The organism is Citricoccus muralis (assembly GCF_029637705.1).
Taxonomy (GTDB): Bacteria; Actinomycetota; Actinomycetes; order Actinomycetales; family Micrococcaceae; genus CmP2.
Map to the genome: position 1 here is coordinate 2,875,175 of NZ_CP121252.1, position 21,342 is coordinate 2,896,516.

At 66.2% G+C, this 21,342-nt stretch carries 19 protein-coding genes; 12 read left to right on the plus strand and 7 right to left on the minus strand.

The genetic code is table 11. The annotated features are described in order from the left end of the window. The first annotated feature begins 17 nt into the window (after positions 1 to 17). Positions 18 to 434 carry a phage holin family protein gene (locus P8192_RS13250; protein ID WP_278157477.1) on the plus strand — a complete coding sequence of 139 codons (417 nt, stop codon included), beginning with the start codon at positions 18 to 20 and terminating at the stop codon, positions 432 to 434. Positions 435 to 471: 37 nt separating this feature from the next. Here P8192_RS13250 and P8192_RS13255 read toward each other — a convergent pair whose 3' ends face one another. Then, complete coding sequence (locus tag P8192_RS13255; RefSeq protein WP_278157478.1) at positions 472 to 2,004, minus strand: hypothetical protein; 1,533 nt, start codon at positions 2,002 to 2,004, stop codon at positions 472 to 474. Then, positions 1,998 to 2,459 (minus strand): hypothetical protein, encoded by a 462-nt coding sequence (locus P8192_RS13260; protein WP_278157479.1) that lies wholly within the window; start codon positions 2,457 to 2,459, stop codon positions 1,998 to 2,000. Before P8192_RS13260 ends, P8192_RS13255 begins: the two co-directional genes overlap by 7 nt. Before the next feature lie 144 nt (positions 2,460 to 2,603). On the opposite strand from P8192_RS13260, the gene P8192_RS13265 reads away from it, so the two are divergent. The 5 genes from P8192_RS13265 (at position 2,604) to P8192_RS13285 (ending at position 8,484) form a co-directional block, all read left to right on the plus strand. Next, entirely contained in the window at positions 2,604 to 3,224 is a 621-nt protein-coding gene (locus P8192_RS13265; RefSeq protein ID WP_278157480.1) for a flavin reductase family protein, read from the plus strand. A gap of 15 nt (positions 3,225 to 3,239) precedes the next feature. After that, entirely contained in the window at positions 3,240 to 4,679 is a 1,440-nt protein-coding gene (gene purB, locus P8192_RS13270) for an adenylosuccinate lyase (protein WP_278157481.1), read from the plus strand. Between the two features lie 23 nt (positions 4,680 to 4,702). Next, positions 4,703 to 5,398: a trimeric intracellular cation channel family protein gene (locus tag P8192_RS13275; RefSeq protein ID WP_278157482.1), complete on the plus strand. Its 696-nt coding sequence runs from the start codon at positions 4,703 to 4,705 to the stop codon at positions 5,396 to 5,398. 260 nt (positions 5,399 to 5,658) lie between these two features. Continuing rightward, a complete protein-coding gene (locus P8192_RS13280; protein WP_278157483.1) occupies positions 5,659 to 7,161 on the plus strand; it encodes an MFS transporter in 1,503 nt (500 codons plus the stop codon). 471 nt (positions 7,162 to 7,632) lie between these two features. Next, complete coding sequence (locus P8192_RS13285) at positions 7,633 to 8,484, plus strand: methylenetetrahydrofolate reductase (RefSeq protein ID WP_278157484.1); 852 nt, start codon at positions 7,633 to 7,635, stop codon at positions 8,482 to 8,484. 422 nt (positions 8,485 to 8,906) lie between these two features. Here the strand turns inward: P8192_RS13285 and ligM are convergent, their stop codons facing one another. From ligM to P8192_RS13310, 5 genes are all read right to left on the minus strand, one after another. Next, positions 8,907 to 10,319: a vanillate/3-O-methylgallate O-demethylase gene (ligM, locus tag P8192_RS13290; protein WP_278157485.1), complete on the minus strand. Its 1,413-nt coding sequence runs from the start codon at positions 10,317 to 10,319 to the stop codon at positions 8,907 to 8,909. A gap of 335 nt (positions 10,320 to 10,654) precedes the next feature. Beyond that, positions 10,655 to 12,058, minus strand: coding sequence for an aldehyde dehydrogenase family protein (locus tag P8192_RS13295; protein ID WP_431521181.1), 1,404 nt, complete (start codon positions 12,056 to 12,058; stop codon positions 10,655 to 10,657). Between the two features lie 70 nt (positions 12,059 to 12,128). Further along, complete coding sequence (locus P8192_RS13300) at positions 12,129 to 13,610, minus strand: APC family permease (RefSeq protein ID WP_278157487.1); 1,482 nt, start codon at positions 13,608 to 13,610, stop codon at positions 12,129 to 12,131. Between the two features lie 106 nt (positions 13,611 to 13,716). Further along, on the minus strand, positions 13,717 to 14,655 hold the full coding sequence (locus tag P8192_RS13305) for a helix-turn-helix domain-containing protein (RefSeq protein ID WP_278157488.1): 939 nt from the start codon (positions 14,653 to 14,655) through the stop codon (positions 13,717 to 13,719). A gap of 123 nt (positions 14,656 to 14,778) precedes the next feature. Continuing rightward, complete coding sequence (locus P8192_RS13310; protein WP_278157489.1) at positions 14,779 to 15,381, minus strand: TetR/AcrR family transcriptional regulator; 603 nt, start codon at positions 15,379 to 15,381, stop codon at positions 14,779 to 14,781. Between the two features lie 90 nt (positions 15,382 to 15,471). On the opposite strand from P8192_RS13310, the gene P8192_RS13315 reads away from it, so the two are divergent. From P8192_RS13315 to ehuA, 6 genes are all read left to right on the plus strand, one after another. Then, positions 15,472 to 17,415, plus strand: a complete 1,944-nt coding sequence (locus P8192_RS13315; RefSeq protein ID WP_278157490.1) for a primary-amine oxidase — start codon at positions 15,472 to 15,474, stop codon at positions 17,413 to 17,415. Then, positions 17,399 to 17,992 carry a hypothetical protein gene (locus tag P8192_RS13320; protein ID WP_278157491.1) on the plus strand — a complete coding sequence of 198 codons (594 nt, stop codon included), beginning with the start codon at positions 17,399 to 17,401 and terminating at the stop codon, positions 17,990 to 17,992. Before P8192_RS13315 ends, P8192_RS13320 begins: the two co-directional genes overlap by 17 nt. A gap of 175 nt (positions 17,993 to 18,167) precedes the next feature. Then, the gene (locus P8192_RS13325) at positions 18,168 to 19,055 is read left to right on the plus strand and encodes a transporter substrate-binding domain-containing protein (protein WP_278157492.1); all 888 of its coding nucleotides are present in this window, start codon (positions 18,168 to 18,170) and stop codon (positions 19,053 to 19,055) included. Positions 19,056 to 19,077: 22 nt separating this feature from the next. Further along, positions 19,078 to 19,821 carry an amino acid ABC transporter permease gene (locus P8192_RS13330; RefSeq protein WP_278157493.1) on the plus strand — a complete coding sequence of 248 codons (744 nt, stop codon included), beginning with the start codon at positions 19,078 to 19,080 and terminating at the stop codon, positions 19,819 to 19,821. Continuing rightward, entirely contained in the window at positions 19,818 to 20,528 is a 711-nt protein-coding gene (gene ehuD / locus P8192_RS13335) for an ectoine/hydroxyectoine ABC transporter permease subunit EhuD (RefSeq protein WP_431521118.1), read from the plus strand. The genes P8192_RS13330 and ehuD overlap by 4 nt, the downstream gene beginning before the upstream one ends. A 7-nt stretch (positions 20,529 to 20,535) precedes the next feature. Further along, on the plus strand, positions 20,536 to 21,339 hold the full coding sequence (gene ehuA / locus P8192_RS13340; RefSeq protein WP_431521182.1) for an ectoine/hydroxyectoine ABC transporter ATP-binding protein EhuA: 804 nt from the start codon (positions 20,536 to 20,538) through the stop codon (positions 21,337 to 21,339). Positions 21,340 to 21,342 lie beyond the last annotated feature (3 nt).

Below are 21,342 nucleotides of genomic sequence, written 5' to 3' on the forward strand. Positions count from 1 at the left end.
ATGGAACGATAGAGGGCATGAGCTTCCTTCTTCGCATCCTGGCGACCGGCCTCGGCTTCGCCGCCGCTCTCTGGATCATTCCCGGCTTCCAACTGCTACACGATGGCGCACCCATCGGCGCCGACCGCGACACCGGCACCGCTGCACTGGCGGTCGGTGTTCTCGCACTGATTTTCGGCGTGATCAACGCGACCGTTCGCCCCGTGGTCGCTTTCCTTTCCCTGCCCATCACCTGCCTGACCCTGGGGTTGTTCACCCTGGTGATCAACGCCGCGATGCTTGCGTTGACCGCCTGGCTGTCCAACCTGTTGTTTCCGTTCCAGCTCGACATCTCCGGATTCTGGGCCGCCCTGTTTGCCGCCCTGGTGATCTCACTCGTCTCCGCGATCGCCAACCGCTTCATTGCGGCCATCACGGCCCCGGTACGCGCCTGAGCAAATGCTCCCGACGGGCCCGCTGCTCCAGGACATCTCAGTGCGCGCGCGTGGGAGGTAGAGAAGAGCTGGAACCAGACAACGGGTTCCGCGGCGGATCGGGTTTCTCACGGCGCAAGGTAAACGCCGTCGCCACCGCAGGGCCCGCCGTCACCGCCATCAGATGATCCAGGGTCGGATGAATCTGCTCGACGACGCCCGGATCCTGCAGCGAGGTCTCCACATGGTGGGTGTAGGTGTCGAATCCGTGGGCGGCGCCGAAGAATCCGGCCTCTTGGGGTGAGTCACCGGAGGCTTCCATCTCGGGGGTATAGCCGGAAAACATCACCGTGGTGCGCTGCATCCCCACCGGGTTGGGCGCCCCGTCCAGTGCGATGGCGACGTCTTCCTCATGCTCCAAGTGCAGGGCCACCACATCGTCGGGCAACTCCACATTGGCCGAAAGCCCACCGTAGGTGACCACCGTGTCGACGTCGTAGACCTCGGCGATGCGCGGATCCGTCGCCACATTCACCGCATGGGATCCGCCCTGGCTGTACCCCACCGTCACGATGCGCTCCCCCGGCTGGGCGCCGGCCGCCACGAGCGCCTCGTCCACGGCGGTCACCACGTGCTGCGAGCGCAGCGCCATCGCCTCCCGCACCCCGGAGGCACCCCAGGCGTTATCCTCGTGCTCCACCGACGACAGTAACGCGCCGAGCCCCGTCTCTTCTGGGGTGCATATTTCCACGGAGTCGGTGGTGTTGACCGAGCCGAACTGGGTGCCCGGGATCGCCACCACCCAGGTCGGTTGCCCGTCGGACGCATCAATGCGGGTCACGCCCAACGCCGAGGAACCCGCGGTGTCCTCGAAGGTGTGGCGTAGGTTCTGGGTCAGCCACGTCATCGACCCGTCCGACACCGACTCATGAGACGGCGCCGCCGACCGTTGCACCTGATATCCGCCCAGCTGCAATACGCCTGCCGCAGACACCGCCCCGGAAAGGGTCTGCCACATGCGCTCATTCCGGGTCCGCGGGTCGGTCGACTCCAGCGGCCCGGAACTTTGTGCCCAGGCATCGATCCGGCCCATCCCCACCGCGGTGACCGTGGCCACCCCGAGCAGATGACTGGCCCCCGGGAACACTCCGTTGAGCACTCCGGCCAGGGCACGGGGGCCGTGGGAGAGCACTCGCTCCAGATCCGCCGTACGCAGCGGGGCGCCCCGCGCCAGATCCAGTGCGAGCTGCCCCGCCGAGGCAGGCAACATCAGCGCGTCGATGCTCTTGGTCACGGCGGACTCCACCGTCCGGTACGCCTCAATCGAGGCCACCACGCCCCGATGCAGCCCCGCCAACTGCGTTCCCAACGTCACCAACCCGGTCGACACGCTCGCCACGCGCGCCAAGAGCAAGCTGCCCGAGGGTGCCGACCAGGTAATCAGGGATGAGGCAGCACCCCAGCCGGCCACCCGCGCTCCCATCGCCTCGGCGTCGGAAACGCAGGCATCCAGCAGCACCGCCCCGCGCTGCAGTTCCTCAAAATTCGCGTGCAGACTGGTGTGCCCGCCCAGCACCGTGGTCATCAGCACTGCCCCATCGTCGCCACCGATGCCACCGCTGCCTTCGCCGCCGTGATCAACTGACGCATCCGGATCATCCGCTGCTGGATTTCCTCGAGCCCCACCCGGGCCAGTGCGGCCGATTCTTCCGCCTGCTGCGCCAATTCGTCAGCCCGTCCCCGCACCCGCAGCGCCTTTTCGGCGAAAGCCTGCCCCGCCGGCGAACGCCAGTCCAACTGTGAGACGGCCAGGATCCGCTGGCACATCTGCTCGATGCCGGTCTGCACCGCGCGCAGCCGATCGGCCAGCACCCCCAGCTCGGCCAGCCCGGCCTCCAACTGGACCAAGCTTCGCTCCGCCTGAGTGCTCGGCAGTGCCACCCACGGCGCCAACGGCTCACACATGGCCCGGCCCGCCATCGCCCACGCCTGCAACGGGACCTGCGCCACCTGCTGCTCCACCTCTCCGAATGACGCTCCGATCATGATCTCCTCCTCCACGTCCGCCCCTTGCGTTGCTCGCCTCCCAGCCTTCGTCACCACCACCATCGCCCGGTCTCACGGTCGCCGAGAATGTGGACAACATGCGTCACTGGCGCCGCGGTGGAGGAGTCGCGCACACTGAGAACCATGACCTTGCCTGAACACCGCGACCACCGACTCTCCGAGATGGACCCCCGTGAGGCGGGATTGCTGCTGAAATCTGTGGTGATTCCGCGCCCCATCGCCTGGGTGGGCACCGTGTCCAGCGACGGGGTGACCAACCTGGCCCCGCACTCGTACTTCACCATGGTCTCCGCGGACCCGCCGATCATCCTGTTCTCCGCCACCCGCCTTGTCGGCACCCTCAAAGACACCGCCACCAATGTGTTGGCCACCGGGGAATTCACGGTGTCACTGGTGTCGTGGCCCTTGCGCACTCAGGCGAACCGCACTTCAGCCCGGTTAGGCCCGGAATCGTCAGAATTCGACGACGCCGAACTCACCCCGCTGCCCTCGCACTCCGTCAGCGCGCCGGGCGTCGCTGAGTCCCCGGCCATACTGGAATGCCAGCTGCACCGCGCCGAAGACGTGGGTGATGCCACCGTGTTCTTCGGGCAGGTGCTGCACGTGCGCATCGACGAGACCGCCCTGCGCGCCGACGACCGCGGCCGAGCGCTGCCGGATCCCGCTCTGTTAGACCCGGTGACGCGCCTGGGCCGCAATGAATGGGCCCGCCTGGGGGATGTGTTCACGCAGGACCGCCCATGATGGAACAATATGGCTATGCCTGAATCTGTCTCTGATGCTTCTGTTGCTTCCACCGGTCGTGTCCGCCTCGCTGACGCGAACATCCCGCTCGGTCCGCTGGATGGCCGCTACCGCGCCGCCGTCGCCGATCTCAGCGACCACCTTTCCGAGGCCGCGCTGAACCGCAACCGCATCCACGTCGAAATCGAGTGGTTCATCCACCTCGCCGACCACCAGGTGCTCCCCGGGCTGTCCCCGCTCACTGACGAGCAGCGCGCCGGACTGCGCGCCATCGTCACCGATTTCGGTCCGGCAGAAGTCACAGAACTCGCCGAGATCGAAGCAGTCACCGTGCACGACGTCAAGGCGGTCGAGTACTTCATCGGCAACCGCCTCGAAGGACTGGGCCTGGGCGCGCTGAAGCCGCTGGTGCACTTCGCCTGCACCTCCGAAGACATCAACAACCTCTCCTACGCCGTCGGCATTCGCGACGCCGTTCAGCAGGTCTGGCTGCCCGCCGCCCGCAAGGCCGTGGGGGCCATCGCCGCCGCAGCCCGCGCCGCGGCTGACACCCCCATGCTCTCGCGCACCCACGGCCAGCCCGCCACACCCTCCACCCTGGGCAAGGAACTCGCCGTGTTCGTGCACCGGCTGAACCGCCAGCTCGCCCGCGTGGAATCCCAGCAGTACCTGGGCAAGATCAACGGCGCCACCGGCACCTACGCCGCCCACACCGTGGCCGCCCCCGACGCCGACTGGCCCGAGGTCGCCCGCACCTTCGTCGAGCACCTGGGGTTGACCTTCAACCCGCTGACCACCCAGATCGAATCCCACGACTGGCAGGGCGAGCTCTACGCCGACATCGCCCGCTTCAACACCATCCTGCACGGCTATTGCGTGGACGTCTGGTCTTACATCTCCATCGGCTACTTCGCGCAGATCCCCGTGGCTGGCGCCACCGGATCTTCCACCATGCCGCACAAGGTGAACCCGATCCGCTTCGAAAACGCCGAGGCGAACCTGGAGCTCTCTACCGCGCTGCTGAACTCGCTGGGCGCCACCCTGGTGGAATCCCGCTGGCAGCGTGACCTCACCGACTCCACCTCGCAGCGCAATATCGGCGTGGCTCTGGGGCACTCCGCGCTCGCACTGTCCAACGTGACCAAGGGCATGGGCCAGCTCCAGGTGGCCGCCGGCGTGCTCGCCGAAGACCTCAACACCAACTGGGAGGTGCTCGGCGAGGCCATCCAGACGGTCATGCGCGCCGAGGCTCTCAACGGCGTGCCCGGCATGGACAACCCCTACGAGCGGCTCAAGGAACTCACCCGCGGACACCGCGTCGACGCCGAGCGAATGCGCGAATTCGTCGGCTCCCTGGGACTGTCCGAAGCTGCCGAACAGCGTCTGCTCGCACTCACCCCGGACACCTACACCGGCCTGGCAGCGCGGCTCGCACACGAGCACGCCGACGGCTGACGCGCTGAGCGGACCCTCAACCGGTGGACGTCGAACTGATCGCGTCGTATCTGCCCAGCGCTCTGCAGCTCGCTGACCTGATCGGCGTGCTGTTCTTCGCCGTCTCCGGGGCCCTGCTCGCCGCGCGCCGGCGTTTCGATGTGGTGGGCTCCCTGCTGCTGGCGTCCCTGGCCGGGCTCGGCGGTGGCGTGGTGCGGGATGTGATTCTCAACGACGGCGTCCCGAACGCCTTCGCCCAGCCGATCTACCTCGTCCCGGTGGTCATAGCCGTGCTCGCGGTCTACCTGCGTGCGGTACAACCTGACCGGCTGCGCCGCACCCTGCTGGTCTTCGACGCCGCCGGACTGGCGCTCTTCTGCGTCACCGGCACCCAGATTGCTTTGGAAGCCGGCGCCCACCCCGCCTCCGCCGCACTGCTGGGCACCACGACCGGTGTCGTCGGGGGTCTACTGCGCGACGTCGTCGCCAACCAGGTTCCCGACCTTTTCGACCCCCGCGGCGTCTATGCCGTCCCCGCCCTGTTCGGTGCCGCGCTCGTGGCCGCACTCGATTCCCTGGGCTGGTATAGCACCTGGTCCGGACTCACCATCGTGGTCCTGGTCTTCACCACCCGCCTGCTGGCGCTGAAGTTTCGCTGGCGCGTTCCCGGTGCCGCGCTCGGGCAGCGCCGCACCGAACCGCTCACCCAGCCGGTTCCGATCATCAACCCCCGAAGGTGACCAGCGTCGCAGCTGACGTGGGCAAACTCACAGTCTGATCGAGGCGCAAATCACGGCGGATTCCCGCGGAATCTCGAGATTTTCACCGCGAGACGAATTGACGTCACCCAGGTCACGTCGGCTAAAGTACTTCTCCAGTGAGGGCAATCACACCGTCCTCTGCAAGCAATTGCAAACGCTTGCATACTGCAGCGCCACCGCCTATGCATGAGGATTGCGGACCGCTGCGCATGCAGCCGCACGGAAAGTCACGACAGATCATGAACGAGAACACCTCGTCGACTGCAACCGGTCTCAACGGGCAGCCGAGCACCACCGAGGCCAACCTGATGGCCACGGACAACATCAGCGAAGCCGAGCAGGCTGAGCGCATGCGCCGCGCCAAGAAGGCTGGCTTCTCCGCCTTCCTCGGCGCCGCGCTCGAGTACTACGACTTCTTCATCTACGCCACCGCCGCGTCGCTGGTCTTCGGGCAGGTCTTCTTCCCGGAGGCCGAAGGTCCCGTCGCATTGGTGGCCTCCTTCGCCACCCTCGGCGTCGCCTACGTCGCCCGCCCCTTCGGCGCCATCTTCTTCGGCCACCTCGGCGACCGCGTGGGCCGTAAGAACGTCCTGGTCATCACCCTCGTCTTGATGGGTGCCGCCACCTTCATTATCGGCCTGATCCCCAGCTACGAGACCATCGGAATCTGGGCCCCGATCATCCTGGTGCTCATGCGCCTGGCTCAGGGCATGTCCGCCGGCGCGGAAATCGCCGGCGCGTCCACCCTGACCACCGAGGAATCCCCGGTCGGACTGCGCGGATTCTTCCCCTCGCTGTCCATGTCCGGCATCGCCGCGGGCATCACCCTGGCCTCACTGGCCTTCATCCCCGTCTCCGCTCTCGACGACGAGGCGCTGCACTCCTGGGGCTGGCGCATTCCGTTCCTGCTCTCCATCCTGGTGCTCGCCGCCGCCCTGTGGGTCCGCACCCACCTCGAAGAGCCCGAGGACTTCCAGGAAGTTCAGGCCGAGCGCGAAGAGCAGGAAAAGGCCGGCAAGAAAGAACAGGCTCCCTTCCTGGTCATGATCAAAACCCACCCGGCCCAGTTCTTCCAGGTGTCCGTGATGGGCCTGCAGGCCGTAACCAACACGCTGGTCCAGGCGTTCGGGTTGGCCTACGGAGTCTCCCAGGGTGTGTCCCCGACGACGATGCTGTGGGTGACCGTGGTCGCCAACGTCATCGCCATCTTTACCACCCCTGCCGCCGCCTTCCTCTCGGACAAGATCGGCCGCAAGCCGACCTTCATCATTGGCATCGTGGGTTCGGCAATCATGATCTGGATCTACTTCTCGGTCCTGGAGACCGGCAATGTCCCCGGTATCTTCGTCGCTACCATCGCCCTGCTGGCCGGCACCTACGTGATGTCCAACGGCGTCTACCCGTCCTGGTTCTCCGAGCTGTACAACCGCAAGGTGCGCTACTCGGGCATGGCGGTCAGCCTGCAGGTCGGCATCATGCTCTCCGGCTTCACCCCGATGATCGCCTCGGCCCTCGCCGGAGAGCGCACGGAGGAAGTCGTCAACGAGTTCGGCCAGATGGAGAGCATCACCGTGATCGCCAATTGGCACCCGGCCGCTTGGCTCGTGGTGATCTGCTCGGCCCTGGCGTTCATCGGCGCCATCACGGCCCGCGAGACCTTTAAGACGCCGCTGAAGGAACTCGGCAACCCCGTCTCTGACGAGGAGATCGCGGCCGGGCTGCACCACGGCTCCAAGAAGTAACCCCGCCGACTCGGATCACCCCGAGCCAACGACCTCAGCACCGGGGCGCCATATCTATCCAGATATGGCGCCCCGGTGCTGTCTGCCGCAATAGGTGCATTCCTGCTCTGGTGCGTTCTTGACGGGAACGTGCAGCCTAGAGGCCCAGCGAAGAGACGAGATCGACCAGGAATGCGCCGAGATCGCCAGTAATTCCGCCAGCCAGTGCCAACACGTCGTTAAGAAGTCCAGAAATCATGGAGTTCACCTTTCCTCGAATGAGGGATCAGAGTTATTCACGTCGTACCCGGTGTTCCAGGCACGCGTCCATCCTGGCAAGCCCGTGTTTCCGTCGCACTGTGCCCGTGTAAAAGCCCGGTAAATTGCCGTCCAACGAACCACGCCGAACCCCTATACCTAAAGAGATAGTTATTGTAGGCTCGAGGAGAGTGACGCAGACCACGTCGTACGCACATAAGAAATGAGGCTCCCATGACCGAAACGTCCGGCATGTCCGATTCCGTGATGACCGACCCCTCCCTGGAGATGACCGGGAAGGACGTCGACGCCCTCGCCGAGGCGCGCGACTCCATCCGCCCCGGCACCCGCATCAATGTCACCTTCCTGGGCAACGAAGACCTGGAGATGCGCGTGACTGCGGCCACCGCGGTGCGGGACGCCGGATTCATCCCGGTCCCCCACGTCTCCGCGCGGCGCCTGAGTTCACAGGCCGAGCTGGAGGAATTCCTGGGTGCTCTGCGCGACCGTGTGGGTGGCGAGCACATGTTTGCCGTCGGCGGCGACCCGTCCGAGCCCATGGGCCCGTACGCGTCCTCCGCCGACCTGATCTCCTCGGGGTTGCCGAAGCAGTATGGATTCACGCAGATCTCCATCGCCGGCTACCCCGAGGGCCATCCCGATATCAGCGACGCCCAGCTCTGGGAGGCACTGGAGCAGAAGGACGCCTCCCTTAAAGAACAGGGGCTCAACGGCACGATCCTCACCCAGTTCGGCTTCGACGTCGACCCGGTGTTCACCTGGATCGAAGAGGTTCGCTCCCGCGGCATCGACCTGCCGATCCGTATCGGTGTCCCCGGCCCAGCCGGCATCAAGCGCCTGCTGAACTACGCCAAGCGCTTCGGCGTCTCCACCTCGGCTGGCATCGCCAAGAAGTACGGATTCTCGTTGACCAACCTGCTGGGCACCGCCGGCCCAGACAAGATGATCAACCAACTCGACGCCGGCCTCACCCCGGCCCACGGCGACGTGAAGCTGCACTTCTACACCTTCGGCGGTATGAAGACCACCGCCGACTGGATCCAGGACTTCCAAGCGAAGCACTGACGCGCAGCATTTCGACTGTTAGAGTCTGTCACGCAGGGCCCCATGCATCCTGAGGGGGATGCTCGTGAGGTCCTGCAGACCGCGAACCCCCGGCATGACCGGGGGTTCTTGCGTTTCTACTCACCCCAGCGCCGGGAAGTGGCCTTCCGCCACTCAAGATCATCCGCGTGGAACCCGAGACATCAAAGAATGCACGTCATGAGGTGAGACCGCGTACAGGAGAAGCGCCAAGAATGTTGGACTGATCCATCCGAAGGTGAAGAGGCTCACGGGCCCACCGGTGAGATTTCTCCACACACTTCCAACGAGCCGCGCGACACCTTTTATATGTCATCCTCACGACCAGAGAACCTACCGTTGCGCGTTAACCACAACGGCGCCCCACCGGATAGGTGAGGCGCCGTCGTCGTTACTGAGTTAGATCAGCTCTCGTAGTTGGTGCGCCAGCCGGTCTGGTACTGCTCGCGGGCCACCGCGGAGTACGGAACCGGGGAGACGGTCACGGTGACTTCGGTCTGCTGGTGCGGCTCGACGGTGGTCTTGGCGGTGCCGCCGTCCTCCTCGCCCCAGACGACCTTGAGCTGTGCACCCTCGGGCACGTCATGGTTGATGATGGCCAGGGACAGGGCGCGCTTCTCGTTCGCGGAGTAACCGGTGAACATGGAGAAGCCGACCACATTGCCGTCGGCGTCGATGACCTTGTCGTAGTTCGACGAACCATAGTTGGCCAGCGGCAGGTCGAAGTACTTGAAGGGCAGCTCCTCACCGTCGGTGTACAGCGAGGACTGGATGCGCTGGATGTCAGCGTTGTCCCAGGCCAAGGTGACCTTCTTGCGCTGGGTGGCCGGGTCGATCTTCTCCAGGGCCTCGCGGCCGATGAAGTCATGGTCGAACTTCACGAACGAGCCGTAGCCCAGCTCCCACGGGGTGAGGTAGTAGTCCTCGATGTTGTCCGAAACGAAAGAGCCGGCCACCGCGTTGTTGGCCTCGTAGGAGTCAGCGCCGAGCCAGGCACGGTACTCGGCCATGATCCCGTCACCGGTGTAGATGGCGGGCAGGGGCGAGGGAATCCAGCCGGACTCCAGGGTGTTGGAGGGGTAGGCGCGGGAGCCGACAGCCAGCATGCCGAATTCTTCGCCGGCGGCGAGGATGACGTCGCGGATGCGATCGTAGTCGGCGTAGGGACCCCAGATCTCCAGACCCGGCGCGCCGGACATGCCGTGGCGCAGGGTGCGGACCTGGGTGCCGTCGATGTTCATCCAGGACATGTTGAAGAACTTCAGCTGCTCGAGCTCGCCGCCGTGCAGTTTCTCGATGATCTCCCAGGCACGCGGGCCCTGGATCTGGAAGCGGTAGTACTCACGCTTGACCGGCTTGCCCATGGGGCGCGACGGCGAGCGGCGGTCCTCGATGATCTCGAGATTCTTGTAGCCGTTGCGCTCGGCGTTGAACAACAGCCAGTTGGTCGAGGGGGCGCGGCCCACGTAGACAATCTCGTCTTCTTCCTGGCGGAAGATGATGCCGTCGCCGATGACGTGACCGGCCGGGGTGGTCGGCACGTACTGCTTCGCTTTGTTCACGGAGAAGTTGGCCACCGAGTTGATAGCGGTGTCCGAGATGAGGTTGATCGCATCAGCACCGCGCAGGATCAGGTTGTCCATGTGGTGGGACTGGTCGAAGAGCACGGCGGTCTCACGCCAGGCGCGCTGCTCCGAACGCCAGTTGCTGAATTCCGGGGCGACCACGGGGTAGATGTAGGCGCCGATCTTCGAGTTACGGAGACGCTCGACGACGTTGCCGGAGGAGTCCAGAACGTCCTGCAGTGACTGTGCCATCTGCGGTTCCTTTCGTGAGGGTGTGTGACACGCGTCCTCGTGATGCGCGCCACGTTGTTCACGACCGAGCATATAACTAAGTCCATAGTTATGTCGAGAGGTAGATCACATGAAAGGAATCGCTCGCAGACACACAACGGCGCCCGCCAGGACAACCCGGTGGCGGACGCCGTCTGCTGTGATCAATGTGATCGGAGGTGCGGCTTGTGCGCTCCGCGCCTCATCACCACACGCTACTCAGCGGATGTTTCGCCGTCATGCTCGCCATGTGTCGACGATGTTTCGTATGGAATCTCCGTATCTCCGGCGCGCGGGCGCGTGCGCGATCACCGCAGTCACCACGAGGTGACCTTCGGCAGGCCCATGTGCTTGAGCCCTTCGACGCCGAACTCGAGACCGAATCCGGATTCTTTCATGCCGCCAAACGGCACGCGCGGGTCGATGGCGCCGTGCTTGTTGATCCAGGTGGTGCCGGCCTGAAGTCGGGCGGCGACCTGCTTGGCGGCGTCGAGATCATCCGACCACACCGAGGAGCCGAGCCCGACGTCGAGGCCGTTGGCCCACTCGATCGCCTGATCCAGGTCCGAGTAGCGGATGATCGGCAAGGCAGGTCCGAACTGCTCCTCGGCCACCAGCGGGTTCGCGTTGTCGATGTCAGACACCAGAGTGGTCGGGTAGAAGTAGCCGGCACCGGAGGCGTCCGGGTTGCCACCGGTGAGGATGGTGGCACCTGAGTCGCGGGCGGCGTCGACCAGTCGGGCGACGATGTCGTACTGCGCCTGGTTCTGCAGCGGCCCCAGCACGTTGTTCTCGTCCAGCCCCTCGCCCATCGGCATCTTCTGCGCCAGGTCGGTGAGGGCCTGGCAGACCTCGTCGTACTTCGAATCGGGCACGTAGAGCCGCTTGAGAGCGGCACATGTTTGGCCGGTGTTGATGAACGCGCCCCAGAACAGGTCCTCGGCATGGGCGGCGACGTCGAAATCCTCCAGTACGATGCCCGCGTCGTTGCCACCAAGTTCGAGGGTGATGCGCTTCAGATCGTCGGCCACGGTGCGCATGATCGCCTTGCCGGTTTCGACCGAGCCGGTGAAGGTGATCTTGTCGATCCCGTCGTGGGTGGTCAGCGCGCGGCCGAGCTCACCCTCACCGGCCACCACCTGCAGCACGCCGGCGGGTAGCACCTGGTTCATGACGGCAACGAGGCCGAGCACCGACAGCGGGGTGTATTCGGAGGGCTTCAGCACGATGGTATTGCCCATGCGCAAGGCGGGGGCGATCTGCCAGATGGAGATCATCATCGGCCAGTTCCAGGGCCCGATACCGCCGACGACGCCGATGGGCTCGTAGGTCAGCTCCGCGTGGCCGGACTCGTCGTCGACCAGCACTTCCGGCTCCAGCGGGAACGCGGCGTTGGCACGGGTCCAGGCGGAGCAGGCACCCACCTCGAAGCGGGCGTTCGGACCGTTCAGGGGTTTGCCCTGTTCGCGGGAGAGCAGCCCGGCCAGGGCTTCGGCGGAGGCCTCGATCGCGTCGGCCGCACGGTTCAGCGCCTCGCTGCGCTCGGCGTGACTGCGGGCCGCCCAGTCGCGCTGGGCCTGGCGGGCCGTGGCCACGGCGCGATCCAGGTCGGCCTCGGTGTGCACGGGGGTTTTGCCCACGAGTTGCCCGGTGGCCGGGTTGAGCACCTCGCGGCCGCCGTCGTCGTTGATGGCGTCCAGGAGTCCTTCAAAGGTGGTCAGGTCGGTCATGATCTTCCTTTCGATCGGGATGGTTTCGTACAGGTCTGCAGGGCGTGTAGGGCCTATGGGTTCAGCCCAGTGCGCCTCCGGAGCCGATGCCGGCGTAGATCTGGGGGCGCCGGGCGCGCAGCCGCCAGGCCCAGGCGGTGCCGAGGATGCCGGGCACCAGCACAAGCGCGGGTAGCAGCCAGGACAGGGTGGTCGGCTCTTCGGTGCCGATGAGCACGTTGAAGTTCACCACGATGGTGATGAACAGGGCGATCAGGCCTAGGGCCGCGACTCCGGGGGCGATCACGCGGGTCCACAGCGAGTATTCGGCGGCGTGGGCGCGCAGGAACCCGACGACGGCGAGCGCGGTGAGCGCCATGAGCAGCACCAGCCCGAATGCGCCCATATTGGTCAGCCAGGTGAAGAGGGTGACCACGGGGAACAGCGGGTCCTCGGAGCCTGCGCCGACGACGGCGAACACCAGGATGATCACCAGGGCCAGGGCGGACTGGGTGAGCGATCCGGCCACCGGGGCTCCGGTGCGGCGCGAGGTGCGGGCCAGTGCCTGCGGGAGCACCTGCTCGCGACCCAGGGCGAAGATGTAGCGGGCGACGATATTGTGGAAGGCGAGCAGCGCGGCCAGCAGGGAGGTCAGGAACAGCACGTTGGCCAGCTCCACGAACCAGCCCGGCGAGCGCTCGGCGAGGAAGACGAACATCAGGTCGGGGCCGAACTCCTGCGAGCGCGGGACCACACCGTTAGGGCCCTCCGCCATCACCATGGCCCAGGCGGAGAACGCGTAGAACACGGCGATGAGGCTGACCGCGATGATGGTGGCCCGGCCGGCGGTGCGCCGTGGGTCCTTGACCTCCTCGTTGTAGATCGCCCCGGATTCGAACCCCATGAACGCGGCGATGGAGAAGGCCAGCGCCGCACCGACGCCGCCGGCGAACAGCTGGGTGGGCACCATCCCGTCCGCGGAGATCCCCTCGGGGGCGTGGCTGAGTCCGACGACGTCGTAGATCACCACGATGAGGAACTCCGCGAGCACGATGACGCCGAGGACCTTCGCGTTCAGGTCGATGCGGTTCACGCCCAGCAGTCCGACGATCACCCAGCCGGCCAGCGCGCACAGCCACCAGGAGATCTCGAGGCCGAACTGCCCGCCCAGGAAGGAGGAGAGCACGAAGCCGAACATCCCGGCGATGCCGATCTGCATCGAGTTGTACGCCACCAGGGCGGTCAGCGAGGCCCCCACTCCGGCCGGCTTGCCCAGGCCCTTGGCGATGTAGGCGAAGAAGGCGCCCGCGTTGTGCACGTGCCGGCTCATGGCGGCGTAGCCGATGGAGAACAGCACCAGGACGATGCCGAGCACGATGAAGGACAGCGGGATCCCGACGAGCCCGGTCACGGCGAAATTCGAGGGCACCCCGCCCGCGGCCACGGTGAGCGGGGCGGAGGCGGCGATGATCATAAACACCAGGGCCGGGGTGCCAATGCGGCGTGCGTCGAGGCTCTGCCGGTCGTCGGCGACGGGCTGGGCGGGCTGGGTGTGGGCGTTCATGTGATCCACCTGACATTGTGCGTGAGCTTGTCAGCCAGGATCCCCCGGAGCGGGCGGCGGTGTCTTGCATCTGCGCGCAGGCCGGGTTGCCGTCCCGCGCAGAGTCTCACGCCCGGCGCACCTGCTGCCGGTACTGCGCCGGGGAGAGCCCGACGACGGCGCGGAACAGCCGGGAGAAGTGGGCCGGATCGGCCAGTCCCCAGCGCGCCCCGATCTGGGCCACCGGCACGTCATGCTGCAGCGGGTCGGCGAGATCGCGGCGGCTGCCCTCCACGCGACGGCGGCGGATCAGCCCGGAGACGGTCTCTCCGGAGCCCTCGAACACCCCGTGCAGGGAGCGCACGGACATGAAGTGGGCCGCAGCGATGGACGCCGGGGTGAGCTGCGGGTCGGCCAGCCGGGCCTCGATGTAGTCGGTCACCGTGGCGCGCAGCCGCTGCTGCTCGGTGGGCTCCTGGCCCTCGCGCCCGGCCAGCTCATCCGCCATCACGGTGGTGAGCAGGTCCACCACGTTGCCGGCCAGTCGGCGGCCGACGCCGTCGTTGAGCTCAGGCAGCACCTGCTCCGTGCGGGCGATGAGCCGCCCCACGACGTCGGCCAGCTGATGCTCGGCACCCAGCCGGGTGGCGGTCAGCTGCCCGACCAGCCGCGGATCCAGGCTGATCTGTTCATGCGGGAACATCAACACGCAGCTGGAGAACCGCTCGTCGAAGCTCAGCGTGTAGGGCCGGGAGGTGTCGTAGATCGACAGGGTCCCGGGTTCCAGCACCACCTCTCGACCGTCCTGGATCAGCAGTCCGTGCCCCTCCAGCTGCAGGCTGACCTTGAAGAAGCGTTCCGGCGCCGAGGCAGCAAGGGCTTCAGTGCGCACGACGGCGTGGGAGCGGGCCTGGACACAGGTCATCACGACGGCCCCGCAGTCCTGGACGTCGATGCGCCCGGTGAAGGCCCCGGGGGCGACCCGCTCGGCCTCGAGCGGAACGAACGACTGGGAGACGGTATGCCGCCACTGATCGAAATCCGCGGTCTCGCTGCGCTGATACATCCCCACCTCCGGCGCCCGTGTGACCGATCTCACTGACCCTACTGTAGTCCCGGGCTCAACCAAAGTCACGACGCTTCAGGGTGCACGCCATCGCGCGAGGCGCATCGCCAGCGGGACCGCCGTTCAAGCGTCCTGCTCGCCGCGCAGCCGGTCCAGGTGTCGGCGCACCATCCGCCGCAGGTTCTCGGAGGTGAAGCGCTGTCGATCCAGAATGCTCATCGGTTGGGCGCCGATCGCCAGGGTGAGCAGCAGGTCGGCGTGAATGTCCACGTCGAGACCGGCTCCAACCTCGCCGTCGTCGATCGCCTCCGCGAGCCAGTCACGGATCCAAGTCCGCCATTCCTCCATGGAGTTCCGGGACACCCGCAGGTGCTCAGGGTTCTGCGCCGCCTTTCCGAGAAACGCCAGAAAGACCATCGCCTCCTCCTGCAGCGCCGGATTCACGGGCAGCACTTCCTCGGCGAAGCCCTCCAGTGCCGCCAAGCCGCGCTTCCCCCGCGTGCGCGCGCGCATCCGCGCATTAGTGGCCCGGTAGATGTGCTCATAGGTAGCCAGCAACAGGTCCGCTTTGGTCTGAAAGTAGGGCTTGATGGCGCCGTTGGCGAAGCCGGCCTCGTGGGCGATGTCGCGCATCGTGGCGCCGCTGAGGCCCGAACGGACGACGATGCGTAGCGCGGCCTGCACCAATTCGGTGCGGCGGTGCTCATGATCCACGATCTTCGGCATTCGCCTATCTTCTCACCCCGTACCCTTGACTCATTTCTCTACGTGCGTAGATTTAAGCGTGATTCAGATCACGAACGAGAGGGTTTCCCCATGACCACCACCGCCTTCACCCTGCAGACCCCCGAGGAAATCGACCGGGTGCGCGAGATTCTGCAGGACGCCGATCTGTTCCCCGACACCGCCCGCATGGCTTACCTCGGCCTCATCGACCCGCCCCGCGGCGCCGGGCGCGACCCTGAATACCAGGTGGACCGCCGGTTCCGGGTGAGCGTGCTGAACGAGGGCGTCTCCACCGACGTCGTCGTGTCCGTGACGCACGCGCGCGTGCTGAGCGCCGTCGTGCTCGATACCGCGGTGGACGGCGAGTTCCCCGTGCTGGAGGAGGAGTTCGAGGTGGTCGAGGCCGTGCTGGCCGAAAACGAGCAGTGGCTGGAGATTCTCGCCCGGCGCGGGCTGCCGGTGGAGCAGGTGCGCGTCGCCCCGCTGTCGGCCGGGGTATTCGAGTACCCGGAGGAGAAGGGGCGCCGAATTCTGCGCGGGCTGGCGTTCCAGCAGTTTCACGACGCCGACTCCGCCTGGGCGCACCCCATCGACGGGCTGGTGGCCTACGTGGATGTGACGAACCGGGTGGTCGACCAGATTCTCGACCTCGCCGACGTGCCGGTGCCGCAAGAACACGGTAACTACACCGACCCGGAGCTCACCGGCCCGCTGCGCACCACGCAGAAACCGATCGAGATCACCCAGCCGGAGGGCCCCTCCTTCACAGTGACCGACGGCAACCACGTGGAATGGGAGAAGTGGTCCCTCGACGTCGGGTTCGACATGCGCGAGGGGCTGGTCCTGCGCAACATCGCCTTCACTGACGGCGAGCGCACCCGCACCATCCTCGACCGGGCCGCCATCGCGGAGATGGTGGTGCCCTACGGGGATCCCTCACCTGTGCGGTCCTGGCAGAACTACTTCGACACCGGGGAGTACCTGGTGGGCCAGTGGGCGAACTCGCTCGAGCTGGGCTGCGACTGCCTGGGTGACATCACCTATCTCTCCCCCTGGATCGCCGATAACCGCGGCGCCCTTCGTCAGATCACCAACGGGATCTGCATGCACGAGGAGGACGCGTCCATTCTCGCCAAGCACTCGGATCTGTGGTCCGGGGTGGCCTACACCCGCCGGAATCGGCGCCTGGTGATCAGCTTCTTCACCACCGTGGGCAACTACGACTACGGGTTCTACTGGTACCTCTACCTCGACGGGACGATTGAGTTCGAGGCGAAGGCCACCGGCGTCGTGTTCACCTCTGCGCTGCCCGAGGGGCCCACCGATTTCGCGTCCGAGTTGGCTCCGGGGTTGGGTGCGCCATTCCATCAGCACCTGTTCTCGGCCCGGCTGGATTTTGCGCTCGACGACGGCGCCTGCCGGGTGGAAGAGGAAGAGGCGGTGCGGCTGCCATTCTCCGAGACGAATCCGCGCGGCAACGCGTTCTCTCGCCGGCGCACCGTGCTGGCGACCGAGCAGCAGGCGGCCCGGGATTCGGCGCAGGAGCGCGGCCGTGCCTGGGTGGTGACCTCGACCGAGCACCGGAATCGGCTGGGACACCCGGTGGGCTACAAGCTGCACCCGGAGGGCCTGCCCACCCTGCTCGCCGCCGAGGATTCCTCCATCCACCGGCGCGCCACGTTCGCCTCGAAGTCGCTGTGGGTGACCCAGTACCACGAGGACGAAAAGTACCCGACGGGCGATCACCCGAACCAGCACGCCGGCGGGGCGGGAATTCCGGCGTGGATCGCGCAGGACCGGCCCCTGGATGGCACCGACCTGGTGGTCTGGCACAGCTTCGGCCTCACCCACTTCCCACGGGTGGAGGACTGGCCGATCATGCCGGTGGACCGAGTGGGCTTCAAGCTGCGCCCGGAAGGATTTTTCGACCGCTCGCCGGTACTCGATGTGCCAGCCCCGGCGTCGGGACACTGCGCTGCCGGTGGGGCCGACGGCGCGGGTGATGCGGGCGAGACCGGTGGCAGCTGCCACTGAGCGGGCGATGACGCCGCCGATGCCCACGGCGCTCCTCGCAGGTGTCGTCCTTGCGGGCGCGGTGAGTACCGCCGGCCACGTGTGGATGCTCCTCGCGCACGCGCACGGGACTGGGCTCACGGTGGTGATGGCGGCGATGGCCCTGTGGTGCGCCGTCTGCACCGTGGAGGTCTGGGTCCGCCCGTCGCTGCACTGCCTGCGCCGGCTGTGCCTGATGTCGCTGGCCATGGTCATCACCCACGCGGTACTCGTGGCCGGGGTGCCGGGGGTCGGCTTCATCGGTGGGATCGGCGGAACCAGCGGGCACACCCACCACGCCGGTGGCTCCCCGGGCGCATTGTCCCTGGCGCCGTCGACCGGTCACGCCTCCGCGATGCTGGCACTCATCGCCGTCGAACTCGCCGTCGCCCTCACCGCCGGATTCGCTCTTCGGCAGATTCATCGCTTTCCAGACAAAAGCCCCCCGAAGCAGACCCCGCGCACCTCCAGGAGACCACTGTGCTGCGCACCTCTTCCGAAGGATCCGTGGCCTACGAGCGCGCGTGACCCGCCAACATCACGCATCGGTAACAATTAGCCGGCGCCGTTCATGACCGGTTGAACCCCTCCCAGCATCTCCGTAGGGTATCTATCAGCCTGCCCAGCAGGTGACACACATCACCCAATGAAGAGGAACAACGCGCCGGTCTCCGGCTGCGGCGCTCATCGACAGGGCTCGTGGCGGGTGCGGCGTGGCGAAGGATGGTTATCCCATGACCCGCACAGCGACAACCCTGAAAACCGCAGCATTCGGCTCCATTGCCCTCCTGGCACTCACCGGGTGTGGCGGCGACGACGGCGGTGGCGACGGCGAGAGCGGTGACACCATCACGGTCGGCATCGCGGGCGAAGTCCCCTACTCCTACCTCAACGATTCCGGTGACCCCGAGGGCGCCACGGTGGCCCTGGCCGAACGGATCTTCGGCGATATGGGGTACGACGTCGAGGCCGAACTGGTCAACTGGGACAACCTCATCCCCGGGCTCAACGCCGGACGCTACGATGCGATCTCCGCCGGCATGTCCATCACCCCGGAACGTTGCGAGGAGGCCGCCTTCGCCGAACCCGAGATCATGTACACCACCGCACTGCTCGTCGAAGAGGGCAACCCACACGACGTGCACACCCTCGACGACGTCCTGGAGCTGCAGGAGAACGGCGAAAACATCACCCTGACCACCCTCACCGCCGGCATCGAAGCGGACTACTCCACCCGAATGGGCCTGGAGTACAACGGGGTCGGCAGCGCCGATGAAGGTGTCGAGATGGTCCAGGGCGGCCGCGCCGACGTCTTCGCGCTGACGGCGATTTCTCTGACCGAGATGGCCGGCGACGTCGAGGGCCTCGAGGTCACCGAGGGCTTCGTGCAGGAGGTCGACGGCGTGATGCAGTACGGCGCCGGTTCCACCGTGTTCCGTCAGGACGACACCGAACTGCTCGACGAATACAACGAACATCTGGCCGAGTTGAAGGCCAACGACGAGCTGGGCACCATCATCGGCGAGTTCGGGTTCACCGACGCCGAGGTCCCGCCGGAGGATCTGACCGCCGAGGCCCTCTGCGCCGGCGATCTGGAGTCCCTCCAGGACATCGAACAGTGATCCGCACGCCCCGCATCTCGCTGTGAGTTATCTCGACGCGCTCTCCGTTCACGCACCCCGCCTGTGGGAGGGCATGCTGGTCACCATCCAGCTCACCCTGATCAGCGGCGTGCTGGCGTTCGTGGTCTCGGTCGTTCTGGGCCTGATGGCCGGCAGCCCCCGCAAGCTGCTGCGCATCCCGGCCCGGATCATCATCGAGTTCTTCCGCGGCACCTCCCTGATCGTGCAGCTGGTGTGGCTCTACTATGTGCTGCCGCTGTTCGGGCCGAGTCTGGACGCCTTCGCCGTCGGCATCTTCGCCCTCACCATCAACTATGGGGCGTATGGTGCTGAGGCGGTGCGCGCGTCGCTGACCTCGGTGCCGAAGGGCCAGTGGGAGGCCACCGTGGCGCTGTCCATGTCGTGGCCGCATAAGATCCGCCGCATCATCTTCCCGCAGGCGTGGGCGCTGATGATCCCGTCGCTGACGAACCTGTGGGTGCACCTGCTCAAGGGCTCCTCCATCGTGTACATCATCGGGCTCAGCGAGTTCACCTTCGAACTCATCCAACTCAACCGCACCACCGACTGGTTCTTCGCCCTGGCCGTGGTGGGGCTGATCGGCTACTTCTTGTTCGCCCTGCTGCTCACCCAGCTGATGCGGCTGATCGAAGCCCGCGCCAAGCACCGGCTTGGCCAGGGGCCCAGTCTGAAGGAGATTCTCTCGCCCGCCCCGAAGATCTCGGTCACCCCCGCCGACGACGTCCCCGCAGGAGGTGCCCGATGAACCCGACGACGCTCAGCCTGCTCGGCACCGTCGACACCCCCGACATCCAGGACCGCACCAGCTTCTGGCGCTGGGACTTCGCCATCGAGATCTTCCCGCAGATGCTCACCTCCTTCCTGCAGGTCACCCTGCTGGTCACCGCCGTCGGCACCCTCATCGCCGCCGTGCTCGGACTGATCATCGCCATCCTGCAGCGGGTGCTACCCAAACCCTTCGCCGTCCTGCTCACCTGGATCGCCAACTTCATCCGGATGACGCCGATTGTGGTGCAGCTGCTCATCCTGTTCTACGGGTTCGTGTGGATGGATCCCCTGACCATCGCGCTCATCGTCTACGGCGTGCACTATTCGACCTACATGTCGGAGGTGTACCGCGCCGGCATTGAGTCCGTTCCGCGCGGCCAGTGGGAGGCGACGACGGCGCTGTCGATGGCACCGGGCCGCACCTGGCGCCGGGTCATCATCCCGCAGGCGCTGCGCTCCACCGTGCCCTCACTGGGTAACTACGCGATCTCCATGTTCAAGGACACCCCGTTCTTGATCTCGATCAGCCTGATGGAGATGGTCAACACCGCGCTCGAGGTCGGCGGGTTCACCTACCGCTACATCGAGGCGATCACCATCGCCGGCGTCATCTTCCTGGTGGCCAGCTACGTCACCGCCATCCTCGTTAACCGATTGGAGAAGCGTCTTGCCTACGCCCACTGATCCCGCCGTGGTGCCCACCGAAGCCCGCACCGGCGGGGACCAGACGCCCGTCATCGAGTTCCGCGACGTCGAGAAGCGCTTCGGCGACAACGTGGTGCTCAAAGACCTGAACTTCACGGTCGCCCGCGGCGAGCGCGTCACCCTGATCGGGCCCTCGGGCTCCGGCAAGACCACCATCTTGCGCCTGGTGATGACCCTGGAGGAACTCACCGGCGGCTATATCTACGTCGACGGCGAACCCCTGAGCCACGAAGACCGCGACGGCAAGCGCGTCCCGGTGTCGAAGAGCCAGCAGAAGCGACTGCGCACCCGCATCGGCATGGTGTTCCAGCAGTTCAACCTGTTCCCCAATATGACGGTGCTCGAGAACATCATCGAGGCACCCGTGCACGTGCTGGGAATGTCGAAACGAGACGCCACCGACAAGGCTCACCGACTCCTCGAGCAAGTGGGGCTGCCCGACAAGGCCAACGCGCACCCGACGTCGCTCTCCGGCGGGCAGCAACAGCGCGTGGCCATCGCCCGCGCCCTGGCCATGGACCCGGAGATCCTGCTGCTCGACGAGGTCACCTCCGCCTTGGACCCCGAAGTCGTCGGCGACGTGCTCGAGATCCTGCGCGAGGTCGCCGAAACCACCAACGTGACCATGTTGATCGTCACCCACGAGATGGGCTTCGCCCGGGATGTCTCCCACCGGGTGATGATGTTCGACGGCGGCCGCGTGATCGAGGACGGCCCGCCCGAGAAGATCTTCAGCCACCCGGAGCACGAACGCACCCAGCAGTTCCTCTCCGCCGTGCTCCGGGACTGAAGC

Excerpts from the sequence above, each read along its gene's own strand:
- P8192_RS13260 (WP_278157479.1), bottom strand. The coding sequence starts at position 2,459 with ATGATCGGAGCGTCATTCGGAGAGGTGGAGCAGCAGGTGGCGCAGGTC.
- P8192_RS13325 (WP_278157492.1), top strand. The coding sequence starts at position 18,168 with ATGACCCGCACAGCGACAACCCTGAAAACCGCAGCATTCGGCTCCATT.
- ligM (WP_278157485.1), bottom strand. The coding sequence starts at position 10,319 with ATGGCACAGTCACTGCAGGACGTTCTGGACTCCTCCGGCAACGTCGTC.
- P8192_RS13265 (WP_278157480.1), top strand. The coding sequence starts at position 2,604 with ATGACCTTGCCTGAACACCGCGACCACCGACTCTCCGAGATGGACCCC.
- P8192_RS13315 (WP_278157490.1), top strand. The coding sequence starts at position 15,472 with ATGACCACCACCGCCTTCACCCTGCAGACCCCCGAGGAAATCGACCGG.
- P8192_RS13285 (WP_278157484.1), top strand. The coding sequence starts at position 7,633 with ATGACCGAAACGTCCGGCATGTCCGATTCCGTGATGACCGACCCCTCC.
- P8192_RS13280 (WP_278157483.1), top strand. The coding sequence starts at position 5,659 with ATGAACGAGAACACCTCGTCGACTGCAACCGGTCTCAACGGGCAGCCG.
- ehuD (WP_431521118.1), top strand. The coding sequence starts at position 19,818 with ATGAACCCGACGACGCTCAGCCTGCTCGGCACCGTCGACACCCCCGAC.
- purB (WP_278157481.1), top strand. The coding sequence starts at position 3,240 with ATGCCTGAATCTGTCTCTGATGCTTCTGTTGCTTCCACCGGTCGTGTC.
- P8192_RS13305 (WP_278157488.1), bottom strand. The coding sequence starts at position 14,655 with ATGTATCAGCGCAGCGAGACCGCGGATTTCGATCAGTGGCGGCATACC.
- P8192_RS13250 (WP_278157477.1), top strand. The coding sequence starts at position 18 with ATGAGCTTCCTTCTTCGCATCCTGGCGACCGGCCTCGGCTTCGCCGCC.
- P8192_RS13310 (WP_278157489.1), bottom strand. The coding sequence starts at position 15,381 with ATGCCGAAGATCGTGGATCATGAGCACCGCCGCACCGAATTGGTGCAG.
- P8192_RS13300 (WP_278157487.1), bottom strand. The coding sequence starts at position 13,610 with ATGAACGCCCACACCCAGCCCGCCCAGCCCGTCGCCGACGACCGGCAG.